The organism is Levilactobacillus sp., from assembly GCF_022646225.1.
Lineage (GTDB): Bacteria > Bacillota > Bacilli > Lactobacillales > Lactobacillaceae > Levilactobacillus > Levilactobacillus suantsaiihabitans.
In genome coordinates this window covers 140,746-155,984 of record NZ_JALCJA010000002.1, presented here as the reverse complement: position 1 = coordinate 155,984, position 15,239 = coordinate 140,746, and the positions used below count along the sequence as shown (strand labels likewise).

Here is a 15,239-nt window from a genome sequence, read left to right as displayed (position 1 = left end):
TTAAATCAAATAGATTTTTAGGTGCAATTAACTTTAAAATATGAACTTATTAATAAAATTGTCTACAACTAAAGCGGTTTCATTCCTGGTTTTATCGGTTGGCCGGCGGTGAACTGATTTTGTGAAAAATACAGAAACTTTTTTCGGTCCACAAAACTTTGCCGGGTAAAATGCCCTTTTGTCGGCATTTTATTTTATAATTTCCTTATGAAACGATTATCAAAATGTTAATTGTCAGAAAAATTTGCAACCTGTCGCCAAGACCAGTAGAATTTAAATCGTAAAAAATAATTTTTAGGGGCGCTGAACTATTGCACCATTTTCTGGGGAGTTGATTAGATGTCGAATCATCAAAATACGTATTTAAAAATTATCGCCGAGTGTAGTTTTGCCCGTGCGCGCGTCAGTAATAAGCAGATCATTCACTTTGCCAACGTAACGCCAGCGACCGTGACCGAGGCCACCCGGCAGCTACAGGCCCAAGGGTTGGTCAATCGCCGGCGCTACACGGGCGTCACGCTGACTGAACAAGGCCGTGACCAGGCGCGCCGACTGCTGTTCGCCTATCGGTTGTGCGAGGTGTTCTTGGACCGCCAGCTGCATTTGCCCCTGGCCCAAATTCCAGATCAGGCCTGGCAAATGGCCGATAGTCTGACGCTAGCCACCGTGGCGGCGTTGGCCGATTACCTCGACCATCCCCAACGCAGTCCGTTCGGCGGCGCCTTGAAACCGGATCTGATGCTCGATGACAGCCGCGTTACCCGACTCAGCGACGTTCCCGTCAATACGACGGTCACGCTGTGTGGATACCTGGAAACGGCCAACCTGGTGGCCTACGTGACGCACCTGTGCCTGCCGCTAGACACGCCGGTCACGGTGACCGCCCGTGACGACGAGCTGCACTTGCTGTATCTCCAGCTACCGGACCAGCGCGAGATCACGGTCAACGGGCTGGTAGCGACTTATTTGTACACGGAGCCGGTAGTTGTCCCCGTTGAGAACTAACCATTTGGCGTCAGTTAAAGGTAGCGGATCCGGCCTGTCTCAAACGGGTCCACTGCCTTTTTAATTTCGACTTAATCGATAACCTCTCAGTGCTAACTGAAGGTTGAACATAAAATTAACGCGCTGATTGCTGTAACGACGGTGTTCCGACACCTAAAATTGGTGAAACCAGGCGCCTACATCAGCCAGGATTCCGCCTGCTCTGGGGGACACCTCCAGCCTGAGAAGCGGGCTTCCGGTTCGCTTTGAAGCCTTACAAATCCCGTAAGTCTCCAAAGTCGCCCCGCGCTGTAGGCTGAGAAAAAACCTCAGCCAACACCACCGACACAGCTGGCTCCACCCTGTCTGCCTCCGGCAAGGTTGACGGCTATCAGTAACATTGTGTTAGCTGAGAGCTAACTGACAAATTGGTTACTACCAAGGGGTAAGCCAATTGCTGTTGGTAAGCACTTCTGTAGCCGAGAGTTCGCCAAATATGGGTTCAGCCGCTTGAAAAGAGTGTGCCGACAGGCGGTTAACTGGCGAGCATTAACGGTGCTAGGCGGATAATCCCGGTCTTGGATTATTTGTCTAGCAGTGTTAAGCGGAACCAGTTGCCTGTTGGCGCACGTTTCGGCCATGAGGCCACTTTGAGACCACCCTTTGGCTCGACCCGTCCGCCCCAGCGTTCCAACCCATATTTGGCGAACGGTAGGCGGCCAGTTCGCATTGTGTGGCTGTAAACAACTATCTTTGACGCCATGAGTCGCATGCTAACAGTAGTTCCAGTTGATTTTTGTCTTTCAACCTTCAGGTGCTAACCAAAAAACGCGTGAACACCGCCATCGTTTGGCCAGTGTTCACGCGTTTTTACGTCTTATTTTATCGTGTCACCCCCGGCCAACACAGGCTGTCGGCCACCCACGGGGATGCTCTCTATGACTATCGTTTGACCGTTGTGACTGACTACCGCCCATCAGCGGCCATCGTGGCTGCGGTGGCGCTACTGTCGTCAGATGATGGCAGGCGCTTCAAGCCGACGCCGGTGAAGCCACTCAAGATGGAGAAGACTGGGGACAAGAGGCTGAAGAAACAAAATGGCAGGTAAGCCAGGGTCGAAACGCCCAGCGTGTTGGCGGCAAAGACCGCGGCAACTCCCCAAGGAACCAAGTAGTTGATGACGGTCCCACCATCTTCTAAGACCCGACTCAAGGCTAGGTTGTCCAGGCCCCGTTGGTTAAAGGTCTGTTTGAAGGCCTTCCCAGGTAAGATGACGGAAAGGTACTGTTCCCCAACGAAGACGTTGACGCCAATCCCGGACAGGATTGCGGCCGTGACCAGAGCACCAGTGCTCTTCAAGCGTTTTGCCAGGGGCACCATGGCGGTTTGGATGACGTCGAACTTCATCAACAGGCCCCCTAAGGTCAGGGTCAAGATGATCAAAGAAACCGTGGCCATCATGGCACTGATGCCGCCCCGCGTCAGTAAGGCATCGACGCTAGTGTTGCCGGTCTTAGACACGAAGCCGGATTCGATCATCGTGGCAATGCTGCTGACAGAGGTGCTGGGCTTTTCGATGAACAACATCACGATGCCCAAGCCTACGTTTAACAACAAGGTTTCAATGGCCGGAATCTTCCGCCAAGCACAGACGAACATCACGATGATTGGTAAGGCGGCCCACCAAGTAATGGAGAAGTTGGCGTTTAACGTGGCGACCGTACTGTTGATCTTGCTCAAAGCATTGGCATTGGAAGCGCCCGTACCCATGAAGAAGTAGAGAATCAGCGAGACGATGAAGGCGGGAATCGTCGACCACATTAAGTTTTTGATGTGCGCAAATAATTCGGATTCCGCGATGGCCGAGGCCAGGTTGGTGGAGTCAGACAGTGGTGAAGTCTTATCACCGAAGATGGCTCCGGAGATGATGGCCCCAGCGACCAAGGCGGGGTTGAAGCCCATCGTGGTCCCCATCCCGAACAGGGCGATCCCAATCGTAGAGATGATGGTAAACGCACTCCCGATGGACGTCCCGACGATGGCGCAAACCAAGAAGACGGATGGCACGAACCATTTGGCAGAAATCAAATGAAACCCGAAGACCATCATGGATGGAATGATCCCGGCGGCGATCCAGACACTGATCAAGGCCCCAATCAACAGGAAGATGAAGATGGGGATGATCCCGGTCTTGATACCGTCAATGATGCCACTGTGGATGGTGTCCCAATCAGCGCCACGAACCTTCGCCCACAAAATCACCAAGGCAATCACCAGCAGGACCGGCGTGGTTGGTGACAGACCAAATTTGATGACGCCTAAGCCCATGATGAGTAACATGACCAGTAAGATGGTCATCGCTTCGCCAAACTTGATTGGCTTTTTTTCTGATGGTGTGTGTTCTTGCATAAAAATCGCTCCCTCTTATTTTGCCAAGTATGTATAAAAAAATCGCCCCTGCTGCAATTCTGCAACAGGGACGATTTAGACTAAACCGTGGTACCACCCAACTTGGGTCACTGGTTCTAGACCCAGTAACTCCACTCTCTAGAAGGTAACGGCTCTAGTCTTTCCGCCTGGCGTACCAGGACATTCCACTGTATTTCGTCGTAATCACCCTGATCGGTTCGCAGCAACCACCGACTTTCTGACACCCAGATGACACGCTACTTGGTAATGGAAATTAGCGTTCTGTATTTGATTGACTTTGATATTAGCACGCTGCTGCGTACCCGTCAACCTCTAATTTAATTTTAATCTTTTGCCGTGCGACTCTATCACTGCCAAATCAACGTTTCAGCAACCTTCACATTTTTTTAGTTTGTGAAATCACCCGGCCACTCAGCAATTCTTAACCAACCTAATCGCGGTAAAAGGCGTTCGGGTACTCGATCATCCCACCCACGTGGGCCAGCGACCCGGCCGTCAGCGGCTTGATCAAGTGACTGCCCATCGGCACTGGCAGGCTGTTGTGGATGGCAAAGTCCTCGGCCATCACGTAGCCCCGGCTGCCGTAGTAGTTCATGTCGCCGACCACACTGATGGCGGGAAAACCGGCTAAGCGGGCGCGGGTCTCTAACTCACTAAGTAGTTGACTCCCCACACCTTGGCCCTGCCAATCTGGCGCAACGGCCAGCGGCGCCAGGGCCACGATGGTCGTGGTGTGACGGTCACCGCGCACCGTGATGGGACTCAATAGGCCGTGACCGACCACTTGGTCAATGCTGGGCTTGGCGACGACCTCAAAGCTACTCTGATAATCATACGTCGACCGCAGCTGGTGGATCAACCCCACCTCACTGCCGTCACTTTCCTCGACGGGTGCAAACGCCGCTGAAACTAATTGGTCTACCTGTTTGAAGTCTTCAGGCTGGATCGTTTCAAAACTTAAACTCACTTCGTCTACCTCTCATTTCTTAAGCGATTGACAACATTACCGTGTTATTATACACGACTAGCCGTAAAAGTCGAAACTTCCGCGTCAATTTTAAAGAAATTGCTTGAATTTCGCCCCTAAAACCCCGTACACTGGGAACAACTCTAAAAGAAAAACGAGGTGCTCTATTTTGACGCACAAACAGCGCTGGGCCGCCATTTCCGTGGCCATCTACATTATCTTTGTGGTGGCCGCCATCGTGATTGGCTTCTTGGACCCCAGTCAAATTGGTCTACAATGGACTATCTTCTGGTATTTTGTCGTTGCCGCTTTGTGTTACTACTTTTACTTTAAAAATGTCAGTTATCGCGAGGTCGTCTACTACGCCACGCAACTTGGCCTGCATCAGGACGACTTGAAGGCCATGGTCCCCAACTTAAAGGAGACCCAAGACGTGCCCAACCCGGATCATCCGGACTTCTTCAGCCCCTTCGCCAAGGTGCCCATCAACGTGGTCAACGTCTTGACCGACAAGCTGGTACCCATGGCCAAAGACGCCGGCATTCCGCTGTACCGGTAGGCTTGGCTGACGACATAGTGGGGGCTGGACGCCTTACCGTTCGCTAGAGATGAGTTGGAACGCTGAGGGCGCCGGGCCAAGCCAAAATGCGGTCTTGACCCTCAACTTGGAGCCGGAAGACCGCGTCTCCAAGTTGCCAGTTCCCTAAGCGCCGAAAACCGCGCCGCTAAGGGAACTCCCACAGCTGAACTCATCTCTAGCGAACTCACGGCTCCGGTGGTGGTTGCCAGTCGAGTTGGTTCGCAATCGTCCGTGGTACAGATGTGACCGCCAGGGTAGCCGGAATCTCGACGTGTGCCAGTACTGAAATAACCATACTTATGACGCTAGACGACAGAAAAAGCGAGCCGTTGTGGCCAACAATGGCTAACGGTATTGCTTATCGCGGTTCAACGCTAAGTGGCCTGACCTCGCCATCTATGCCGGAGGAGGACAGGGGTGGAGCCAGCTGTGTCGACGGTGTTGGCCGAGGTTTTTTCTCGGCCTACAGCGTGGGGCGACTTTGGAGACTGGCGACTTGTGCCAGGCTTCAAAGCGAACCGGAAGCCCGTACTTTGGCTGGAGGTGTCCCCCATAGCAGGCGGAACCCCTGGCAGCCGCAGGCAACTGGTTTGTCCAGTATAGTAGATAGTGCTCCCACCAACTGTAAGGCGGCCAGCTTAGCACCACGTTGCCATTCAGCGTGCCATAGCAGGCGGAACCTCTGGCGGACGCAGGCACTGGTTTACGCAAAACAAAAAAAACAAGGCGTTGCCACCGTTGGATTGGGCGGGAACGTCTTGTTGGTTATCTGTGGTTATTTCCGGCTGGAGTACGTCTGGGACTTCTTTAACCAGGCGGCATCGTCGGGATCTGGACCGACGCGTTTGCCAGCGTCGAGGTCGGCGATGGCCTTCATTTCATCTTCGTCCAGACCAAAGGCAAAGATGTCGCGGTTTTGTTGAACGCGGGCTTCGTGAATCGACTTAGGGATCACGATTTCTTCGCGTTGTACGTGCCACCGTAAGATGATTTGGGCCGCACTAACATCGTGGGCTGCGGCCAATTCGTTGATGACGGGGTCGGATAAGGCGTTGTTATTGCCGCCACCCAGTGGGCTCCAGGCCTCGTGCAAGATACCCTTGCTTTCCAAGTAGGCGTGCATCTCAGCTTGTTGGAAGTACGGGTGGGTTTCGATTTGGTCAACGACGGGTTTGATGGTGCCGTTGGTCAAAATGTCATCCATCTGCTTTTGATTGAAGTTGGAGACCCCAATGTTTCTGATCTTGCCAGCCTTGTACAGGTCTTCCATGGCCCGCCAGCTGTCCAGATAACCAGGAGCTGGCCAGTGGATCAGGTACATGTCCAGGTAATCAAAGCCTAATTTGTCGAGCGTTGCTTGGAACGCCGCCTTAGTCTCATCATACCCGCGCACGCTGTTCCACAGTTTCGATGTGACAAAAACGTCTTCGCGCTTGACGTCACTTTCGCGAATTGCTTCGCCGACCCACTGCTCGTTGCCGTAGTATGCGGCCGTATCAATGTGCCGGTAACCCGCAGCTAACGCCCATTTGATGGCATTTTTGGTATCTGATGCATTATCAACTTGAAAGACCCCTAACCCCAGTTGGGGAATCCGGTTGCCGTTGTTTAACGGTAATTCGGGAATATCATTATGCAAAAGTAAAACCACCTTTCAATCTTAGTTCCACTACCATCATACAATAGGTTTCGCCATTTCGTGATGAGAATGATTGGAAAATGGTAAAAATCAGGGTGAAAATTTTCTTCTGTTGGCATTTTGCGGTATTATGGAGGGTGTGGTAGTTTGTCGTCTCGGCGGCAAGCTTGTTTTTTCACACCGTTCTGGACATGGAGGTTTTTCAGTTGAACAACCAAGAACCAAAATCACGCGTACAACGGTATAACTTTAACCAGGGATCGGACCAACCCACCCGTCGTCGGCAACGTAAGCCGCGGCGGTGGTGGCCATGGCTGATGACGTTGATCACGCTGGCAATCGCCATTTTGCTGGTCTTAGCGATTAACCATCACAACAACTCTGGGAATGACACCAGCGCTTCATCGAGCACCAGTGCCTCTGTCGTGGCCAAGGCTTCATCGGCTTCGGAACAGGCCGCTTTCGAGAGCTTCAAATCAACGTACAGCAGCTATAATGATAACGGGTTAACCGTCACGCAAAAGCAAAAATTACAGAATATCATCAACAACGAATCGAATGACGCCGTGCAGGACCGCGAGCAAAAGTTGCTCGACCAGGCCCAAACCAAGCAAAGCGCCACCAGTTCGAGTCAATCTGCTAGTTCCAGTAGCAAGAGTAGCGCGGATTCAACCTTCGCCACCACGCACACTTTTTCGTCGGTCGCCGACGCCCAAAACTGGGCCCAGGCTTCCAAAGACCAGTGGTTGCAAGCCGGCTACTCCACCTACACCATCACCTCTGACGGACAAGGCAATTACAACCTACAGTTTGTCCGCTAACTTTTCGTTTATGGTATTATCCAGACGGTCGCGACCTCGGTCACGGCCGTTTTTTGTTGTCTCGCTTGGCGTGCTTGGGTGTCAACCGGTCGACCTGTGTTTGGAGTTGGTCGACCTTATCCGTGAGCGTATCGATCTTGGCCAACAGCTGGGCCATATCGGCCAATTGTTGCGCCTCTTGGGTGGTAGTCGCCTGTTCGGTGCGGCTGGCCACGAAGTCCGTGATCGTACTGGTCAACAACCCAATGAAGCCCACGCCGCCGACCATCAGGAAACTGGCGATGATCTTACCCACCGCGGTGTGGGGTGTCTCATCCCCATACCCCACGGTCGTTGCGGTCGTGATTGCCCACCACAAGGAATTGGCCAGGCTCTGTTTTTCCGTCAACGAAAAGAGAAACGCACTGAGCACGATGATGGCCACACTGATGGAAAATAGGTAGATGAAACCGGTCTTATAAATAAAGCGGTGGTACGCCTGCGTCCATTTGCCGGCAATGCCCCAACGCCAAAAAAGGTGGTGGAACCGCATCAGCCGGACCAGCCGCGCCAACCGGAAAAAGGCAAAGACCGGGTGAAGCGGAATAATGCCCAGCAGGTCAAACGCCGATTGAATCAAAAAGATCTTCCGGTTCTTGGTGATCAGCAGGCGCACCAAATAGTCCACGGCAAAGATCGCCAGTAATCCGTTGGCTAGTCCCAACTCTAACGACCGGTTGCCCACCTTTAAGAAAATCAAGCACACATTGAAAACCGAGCCTAACGTGAGGGTCGTGACCCCGACGTGATAGGCAATCAAGCCCGCAGATTGCTTGGCCATGACACTACCCTTCCCCCAATTGATAAGTTACCTTCTAATATAGTCAGAATTGCGATTTTTTCCAGGATTAATGGTTAATTTTAGAGATTTAGTAAGCATCGCGGCAGAAACTTAAGAATTGATGTCTGCCACTATCGTTTCAGTATACCCGACCAGCCTAGCACCTGTATATCAAAATGTAACTATTCGTCATTAGCCACTAACCTGATTCCCCAACAAATCAAATAGCGTCTGAACAGTTTCAACACCACTGCTCAGACGCTATATTTATAATCCCTTATTCACCGACCGTGGCCGCCACCTGCGCGAAGAAGGCCGGTACCAGGGCCTCGTAGACCGTGATGGCTTGCAAATACTCGGTCACGGACACGTACTCATCGACCTGATGCGACGAGTCGTTGCCCGGTCCTAATTCAATGCTGGTGAATTCGCCCTTCGCCCGCAGGAATTCCGCACCATCGTTGGCTCCGCCCGACCCAACGATTTGGGTGTCGTGACCGCAGACTTGGTCGCTGATCTGCTTGGCCAGTTGAACCAGCGGCGCCTGGGGATCGCCCGGGATCGCCTCTTCAGGATAGCTGTAGCTCAGGTCCAACTGTACCCCGTCTTCTTGATTTAACTGGGCAATCAGCGCGGCCAATTCATCGTAAATTACCTGATTGGGGTAGGCCGGAATCGTCCGCATGTTCGCCATCAGCTCGGCGTGGGCGGGAATCGAATTGATCTGCTCGCCCCCAGAAATCAGATCCACGTTGTGCAACAGGCCCCCCAACACGGGATCGACCTGGGTGTGTTTGGCCATCAACGGCCCGACCGCATTATAAAATTTCATCAAATTCGTAATCGCATTGACGCCATTTTCCGGACGGGCACTGTGACTGGCCTTCCCGGTCGAGACGACCTTGTAGTCGATGACGCCCCGCGCCGTGTAGACCACGTTGTTCAAGCCACTGGGTTCGGCAATCACCAGACCGGCCAACGGGTCCGCATACCCGGCATCGGTCAGCGTTGCCGCACCGTATTCGCCGGTCTCTTCCCCCACCGTGGCCAGCAACCGAATGCTCCCCGCCAGCGGTGTCTGGGCTTCCAGCAACTCCAGCATGGTGATGACGATGGCGGCCAGCCCGCTCTTCATGTCCGAGGCGCCCCGACCAAAGAGTTGGTCGCCCACCACTTCACCGCCAAACGGATCGTGGTGCCAAGCGGCTGCATCCCCCGCGGCCACGACGTCCATGTGCCCCGACAACCCCAACATGGGACCGGTCGGATTACCAATCGTGACGACTAAGTTATCGCGGCCCGGCGCAAAGGGAACCTTGACGATCTCAGCCTGCGGGTACGGGGCAAATAAACTGGCAATGTAGTCAGCGACCGCCGTCTCGTTGGCATTGACCGACTGAATCTGAATCAGGTGTTGAAGAATTGCAATCTTATCTTGGGGCGTCATGGGCGTCATCCTTTCTTTGTGACAAACTTAATGGTTCTAATCATACGCTCATTTATCAGAAAGGCAACCACTTTTTGCAATTTTATGAGGAATATCTATTTTACACGTATTTTTATACATTATTAATGAATATTCGCAGAATGGGGGTCGCCTGCGGTATAATAATGTTAAGGACTGATCATAGGAGGGATTTTATGAGAATTTTTGTGCCAACCGACAACGGCTACTTGGCCGACGAATACAGTAAACACGCGACTGGCGACGACGTTTATGCGGGCCAACCCGTGAAGTCGTTTCCCATTAGCCTGTCGAAGATTCCCAAGAAAACGCAGACGATTGCGCTGAACCTCATCGATTTTGACGCCGTGCCGGTAAGCGGGTTCCCGTGGATCCACTGGGTAGCAGCCAATTTCCCGGGCACCACGCGCGAAATCACCGCGGACGTATCACGAACCAACGCCATTCCTCACGTTCACGGCCGCAACAGTAATGCCGGTTCCTTGATTGGCAACACGGATCCCGCGGTCTTTCAAAATTACACGGGACCCTTCCCACCCAACGCCGATCACGACTACAGCCTGACCGTTTACGCATTGAATACCAAACTCGACTTAGAGGACGGCTTTTGGCTCAACGACCTGCTGCATCAGATCAGCGGTCACGTCTTAGACACCGCAACGATTACGCTGCGTGGTCGCGTCTAAACTAAAAAAGAAGGCTAATTATGGAAAAGAACTATGCAAACATCCTAGTTCCCGTGGACGGCTCCGTTCAAGCGGAATTAGCGTTAAAAAAGGCGGTCGCGGTGGCGCAACAAAATGACGCCCACGTTGACCTACTGAATGTCTTGCGCATCAACCATTACGGCTTTTACGTCAGCGGCTCGATGCCCGGCGGTGTGATCCATGACTTGGCCCAAGATGCGACGTCATACCTCGACTCGCTGGTCCAAACGACCCGGGCGGCCACCGGCTTCAAGGACATGGCCATTCACGTGCGGTTCGGCAATCCCAAGACTGTCATTTCCCACGAATTCGTGCGCGACCACCAAAACGATCTGATCGTACTGGGCGCCACCGGGATGAGCGCCGTGGCCCGAATGGTAGAAGGCTCCGTCACGGCCTACGTTAGCCGGATGGCGGCCGTCGACGTTTACGTGGTCCGGACTGACGAAGACGGCAAGCAAATCGACGCCAGTCAGATGGCCGCAGAAAACAAGGATCAACCGAAGTTCTTTTAATTGTGTCGCTTAAAAAGCATGGGACCTGCCGAAAATGGCGGGTCCCATGCTTTTGGTTTAATGATACTTCTGCTAGATTGAGCTGACCACTTAAAATTGGTGAAACCAGGAGCTTGCGTCAGCCAGGGTGGGGCCAGCTCTGGGGAACACCTCCGGACTGAGGAGCAGTCTTCCAGTTCGCTTGAAAGCCTGGCAAAGCCCGTCAGTCTCTCAAGTCGTCCCGCGCTGTAGGCTGAGACAAAACCTCAGCCAACACCGCCGACCCAGATGGGGCCATCCCTGGCTGCCTCCGGCAAAGTGATGCCTATCAGTAACACTGTGTTAATGATAGCTGTCAGTGTAGCTACTACCTGGGGTTAAGACGATTGTTACTGGCATGCACCACCGTAGCCGAGAGTTCGCCAAATATGGGTTCAGCCGCTTAACAAGAGTGTGACGACAGGCGGTTAACTGGCGAGCATTAACGGTGCTAGGCGGATAATCCTGGTCCTGGATTATTTGCCTAGCAGTGTTAAGCGGAACCAGTTGCCTGTTGGCGCACGTTTCGGCTATGAGGCCACTTTGAGACGTGTTTTTCGGCTCAAAGCGAGGTGTCGAGACCGGCTTTTGGCTCGACCCGCCCCAGCGTTCCAACCCATATTTGGCGAACGGTAAGGCGGCGGCTTTTCACTGTGAGGCTGTCACAATCTCGCTTTAAATTGCCGTTATTTCCGCCAAAACGTGGTCACGTCAGCCTTGTCAGCGATGTTAAAGGCAATAATCTGCCGCAATAGCTCGTAGTCCACTTCTTGGGTCCACTTGATGCGGGCGTACATCTTACCCGGATTATATTTATTCGCCGCGATCTGATCGGCAAACTGTTCCATGGCCGGACCTTCGGGGGCAAAGGCCATGTGAGGTTTGGCCACGCTGAAGCCAATGATGAAGGTGCCGTGATCCGTGAACATCGGCTGGTTCCAGGCGTAGCGCTGTTCGAGCTGCGGAAAGGTCTCTTGGACCCAGTTCAGCACCGTCCGCACGCGCATTTGCTGGTCTGGGTCATCAATTTTTGCCAAGTAGTTTTCGAATTCCGTAATCATCTTATCACCCCATGCTCATGTCGTTACCCCCATTGTACCATGAACCCCCTGAATGAGCCGGTTCGTCGCTCGCTTAAAATTTTCTAAAGACTGGCAAATGGGGGTGACAAATCAGCGCGCAATTTCGTTGGTATTTATGACGGGCACCATTTTCCAGCGGTTTTTCAGACCTTTACAACAATGATACGTAACCCATACGAAACTGATAAACGCGCTTGCTACAATGACAAAGATGAAACCTAAGGAGGTCTCGTCAATGTCTCAACGCAACACACCCAATCTCAGTAACCTAGTTTTGTTGTCCCTTCTCCTGGTCGGCTTTGGCAGTCCCAGTCTAGCTGCCGCCGTCCAAGAACTCCAATCTAAGTAGTGCCAAGAGCACGCAGAAACGTCCTTACCCTCCGCTTCTACGCGCTTTTGTTTACCCACGATTTCTAAATTCGGTTCTCGGCAGCTTATCTTTTTAATAGCGCGAACGCAAAAAAATCGCCACCCATCTCTGAGCGGCGACCTACCAATCAATCTATGATTATTGTTTAAGGTTTAGTGGAATTGCATCCCGCCATCAACTTCAAGCGTTTGGCCGGTGATGTAATTTGAATCTGGGCCTGCTAAGAAGGCAACCCCGTTAGCGACGTCTTCTGGTTCTGACAGACGGCCTAAGGTGATGTCCTTAGCAAAGGTTTGCATACCCCATTCGTCGTCCTTACCAGCGTTTTGACCAACCTTGTGGGCAATGTCAAACATCATTGGCGTCTTAACGATTCCTGGTGCATAGGCGTTAACCGTGATACCTTCAGCGGCTAAGTCACGGGCAGCAACTTGCGTAACCCCCCGAATGGCAAACTTAGTCCCACTGTAGAGTGCCAAGTTCGGGTTCCCGACAACCCCGGCTTGAGAAGTTGCAGAAATGATCTTCCCACCGTGGCCGAGTTCCTTGAATTTGGCGTGAGCAGCTTGAATCCCCCACAGTACACCACCAACGTTAACGTGGTAAACCGTGTCGAATTGTTCTTGGGTGATTGTGTCAATTGGGGTAGTTGGGCCAAGGCCGGCGTTGTTGACGATTACGTCAAATCCGCCGAGCTTGTCTGCAGCTTCGTTAACTGCCGCAAAGACACTGTCGCGGTCAGAGACATCCGTCTTGACTGCAATGGCTTTCCCACCATCAGCTTCGATAGCAGAAACCACCTTGTTGGCATTATCTAAGTTCAAATCAGCAATTGCAACTGCGAATCCATCGCTAGCTAAGCGCTTGGAAATGGCTTCACCAATTCCTTGTCCGCCGCCAGTAACCATTGCTACTTTTCCATTTGATGCCATGTGCCATTCACTCCTTCAGAATAAGTAAATTTCCAGGTACGTGTCTATCATAACGGAAAAATTATGAAAAAGAAAGCGATTACCCCATATTTTGTGAAAAAATGTTCATTTATCACAAGATTGGGTCCCCGGCCGCGACAACACTACAGCCTATTAGGTTTATGACCCCTTAATCATTTGCGAAAATGGTGGTTTGCTCACTAAAAAGACCACCCTTTTCCGGATAGCCTTTTCTGAAAAAATCTTCAATTAATAACTTACTTCATCGTACTCAAGGAAGAAGCGGCTTCGGTCCCCGCCTTTTCCCGTAAGGTAGCTTCGATGTCTTCCAATGACCGGTTCCGGGTTTCGAAAACCTTCTTTTGCACGAACCAGATGGAGAGGAAGCACAGCACACCGTAACCGATGAACAGGCTCCCAGTTCCGAAGAAGTCCAGCAAGGATGGGAACGTCAGGGAAACGATCATGTTCGCCGTCCAGTTGATGACACTGGCAAAGGAGTTTCCTAACCCCCGAATGTTCAACGGGAAGACTTCCCCGATCATGACCCACATCACGGGGCCCCAAGTTGCGGAGAAGAAGGCGATGTAGACGGTCAGGGCAATCACGGAAATGATGGCTGCCGTTTGGGAACCGCCAGAGAATTTCATCCCAAAGCTCATGACGAACAAGGAGATCCCCATCCCGATAGCACCAATGTTCAACATCTTTTTCCGGTCGATCTTGTCCATGATGGCCACCGCTACCGCCGTGACGATCACGTTAAAGATCCCGATACCGATGTGGGCCAGCAAAGCAGCACTCACACCAAAGCCCACGTCGGTGAAAATGGTTGGTGCATAGTAAAGCACCGTGTTGCACCCCATGACCTGTTGGAAGATGGCTAAGCCAATCCCGATGATCAAGGATGGCCGCACCATTTTACCGAATAATTCGGACCAGCCACCGCTCACGATTTTGGCAGATTCCTGAATCGCGGCAACTTCTTGATTGACCGCCTGTTCATCGTGCTTGTTCATGGTTTCCAGTACGGCCCGCGCCTGGTCCATGTGGCCCGACTTGACTAAGAACCGGGGACTTTCCGGTAAGATCAGCCCGCCCAAGAACAACATGGCAGCTGGAATCGCGGCAAACCCGAGCATCCAGCGCCAGCCGGTGTACATCCCGGAGAAGCTGTAGTTGGTGATGTAGGCCAGTAAAATACCGGTCATGACCATCAACTGGAACAGGCTGGAGACCGTCCCCCGCTTATCGGCAGGCGCCAGTTCGGCCAGGTACGTCGGAATCAAGGCCGAAGCGGCCCCGACGGCCATCCCCAAAATGATCCGGGAGATGATCAACGTCCAAAATTCCGGTGAAAACGCGGACCCCAAGGCCCCCACGAAGAAAATAATGGCAGATAACAGTAATAATTTACGCCGACCAAACCGGTCAGACGATGGCCCAATGATAGCGGCCCCTAAAATGGCCCCGAGCAACACGGCACTCACGACCCAGCCTTGTTGCCAAGACCCCAGGTGCATTTGGCGTTGGATGAACAGGATGGCCCCTGAGATGACCCCTGTGTCATACCCAAACAATAAGCCGCCGAGGGCGCCAAAGAAATAGACAAATCCGGTTGAAACTTTTCGCATAACTCTCGCTCCTTATACGGTCTGCGCCGTAGACTTTAAAATTCAGAAACCGGCTGAGTGGGCGTCAGCTAAGGAATGAGAAGAGTCGTTCCCCACCTAGAGGAACGCTTTTGACTTCGGTAGTTCGGCAGTCCACACTGTGTATGTGAATAAGTGTAAGTTGGTACTTTCAGTTGGTTGATTGTCGCAACCAACCATGACAATTATTTTAACACTTTTAGCTGCCATTTGAAAGCGTTTTCTAAAGCAGGCTTGCAGTTTTCGTCACAAACGGG

General features: G+C 52.3%; 13 protein-coding genes. 5 read left to right on the top strand and 8 right to left on the bottom strand.

What is annotated here, in order from left to right:
• The first annotated feature begins 339 nt into the window (after positions 1-339).
• Positions 340-1,005: a metal-dependent transcriptional regulator gene (locus LKH74_RS03490; RefSeq protein ID WP_135367118.1), complete on the top strand. Its 666-nt coding sequence runs from the start codon at positions 340-342 to the stop codon at positions 1,003-1,005.
• A 945-nt stretch (positions 1,006-1,950) separates the two neighbouring features.
• Here LKH74_RS03490 and nhaC read toward each other — a convergent pair.
• Together nhaC and LKH74_RS03480 are read right to left on the bottom strand one after the other, a co-directional pair.
• The gene (nhaC, locus tag LKH74_RS03485) at positions 1,951-3,393 is read right to left on the bottom strand and encodes a Na+/H+ antiporter NhaC (protein ID WP_287788193.1); all 1,443 of its coding nucleotides are present in this window, start codon (positions 3,391-3,393) and stop codon (positions 1,951-1,953) included.
• A gap of 451 nt (positions 3,394-3,844) precedes the next feature.
• Positions 3,845-4,381: a GNAT family N-acetyltransferase gene (locus LKH74_RS03480; RefSeq protein ID WP_135367120.1), complete on the bottom strand. Its 537-nt coding sequence runs from the start codon at positions 4,379-4,381 to the stop codon at positions 3,845-3,847.
• 169 nt (positions 4,382-4,550) lie between these two features.
• On the opposite strand from LKH74_RS03480, the gene LKH74_RS03475 reads away from it, so the two are divergent.
• On the top strand, positions 4,551-4,940 hold the full coding sequence (locus LKH74_RS03475) for a hypothetical protein (protein ID WP_135367121.1): 390 nt from the start codon (positions 4,551-4,553) through the stop codon (positions 4,938-4,940).
• 796 nt (positions 4,941-5,736) lie between these two features.
• Here the strand turns inward: LKH74_RS03475 and LKH74_RS03470 are convergent.
• Positions 5,737-6,600: an aldo/keto reductase gene (locus LKH74_RS03470; protein ID WP_135367122.1), complete on the bottom strand. Its 864-nt coding sequence runs from the start codon at positions 6,598-6,600 to the stop codon at positions 5,737-5,739.
• Between the two features lie 206 nt (positions 6,601-6,806).
• Between LKH74_RS03470 and LKH74_RS03465 the strand changes: the two genes are divergently transcribed.
• On the top strand, positions 6,807-7,421 hold the full coding sequence (locus tag LKH74_RS03465; RefSeq protein ID WP_135367123.1) for a hypothetical protein: 615 nt from the start codon (positions 6,807-6,809) through the stop codon (positions 7,419-7,421).
• 40 nt (positions 7,422-7,461) lie between these two features.
• On the opposite strand, the gene LKH74_RS03460 is transcribed toward LKH74_RS03465, so the two are convergent.
• On the bottom strand, positions 7,462-8,241 hold the full coding sequence (locus LKH74_RS03460; RefSeq protein WP_287788189.1) for a potassium channel family protein: 780 nt from the start codon (positions 8,239-8,241) through the stop codon (positions 7,462-7,464).
• Positions 8,242-8,518: 277 nt separating this feature from the next.
• On the bottom strand, positions 8,519-9,688 hold the full coding sequence (locus tag LKH74_RS03455; RefSeq protein WP_287788187.1) for an ArgE/DapE family deacylase: 1,170 nt from the start codon (positions 9,686-9,688) through the stop codon (positions 8,519-8,521).
• A gap of 194 nt (positions 9,689-9,882) precedes the next feature.
• Here LKH74_RS03455 and LKH74_RS03450 point away from each other — a divergent pair, with 194 nt between their 5' ends.
• Both LKH74_RS03450 and LKH74_RS03445 read left to right on the top strand, forming a co-directional pair.
• A complete protein-coding gene (locus LKH74_RS03450; protein ID WP_135367126.1) occupies positions 9,883-10,392 on the top strand; it encodes a YbhB/YbcL family Raf kinase inhibitor-like protein in 510 nt (169 codons plus the stop codon).
• Positions 10,393-10,412: 20 nt separating this feature from the next.
• Positions 10,413-10,928, top strand: a complete 516-nt coding sequence (locus LKH74_RS03445) for a universal stress protein (RefSeq protein ID WP_167850120.1) — start codon at positions 10,413-10,415, stop codon at positions 10,926-10,928.
• A gap of 704 nt (positions 10,929-11,632) precedes the next feature.
• On the opposite strand, the gene LKH74_RS03440 is transcribed toward LKH74_RS03445, so the two are convergent.
• The 3 genes from LKH74_RS03440 to LKH74_RS03430 form a co-directional block, all read right to left on the bottom strand.
• A complete protein-coding gene (locus LKH74_RS03440; protein WP_287788184.1) occupies positions 11,633-12,007 on the bottom strand; it encodes an iron chaperone in 375 nt (124 codons plus the stop codon).
• 543 nt (positions 12,008-12,550) lie between these two features.
• Positions 12,551-13,330 (bottom strand): (S)-acetoin forming diacetyl reductase, encoded by a 780-nt coding sequence (locus LKH74_RS03435; protein ID WP_125575470.1) that lies wholly within the window; start codon positions 13,328-13,330, stop codon positions 12,551-12,553.
• 257 nt (positions 13,331-13,587) lie between these two features.
• Positions 13,588-14,964 (bottom strand): sugar porter family MFS transporter, encoded by a 1,377-nt coding sequence (locus LKH74_RS03430; RefSeq protein WP_287788182.1) that lies wholly within the window; start codon positions 14,962-14,964, stop codon positions 13,588-13,590.
• Positions 14,965-15,239: the final 275 nt, after the last annotated feature.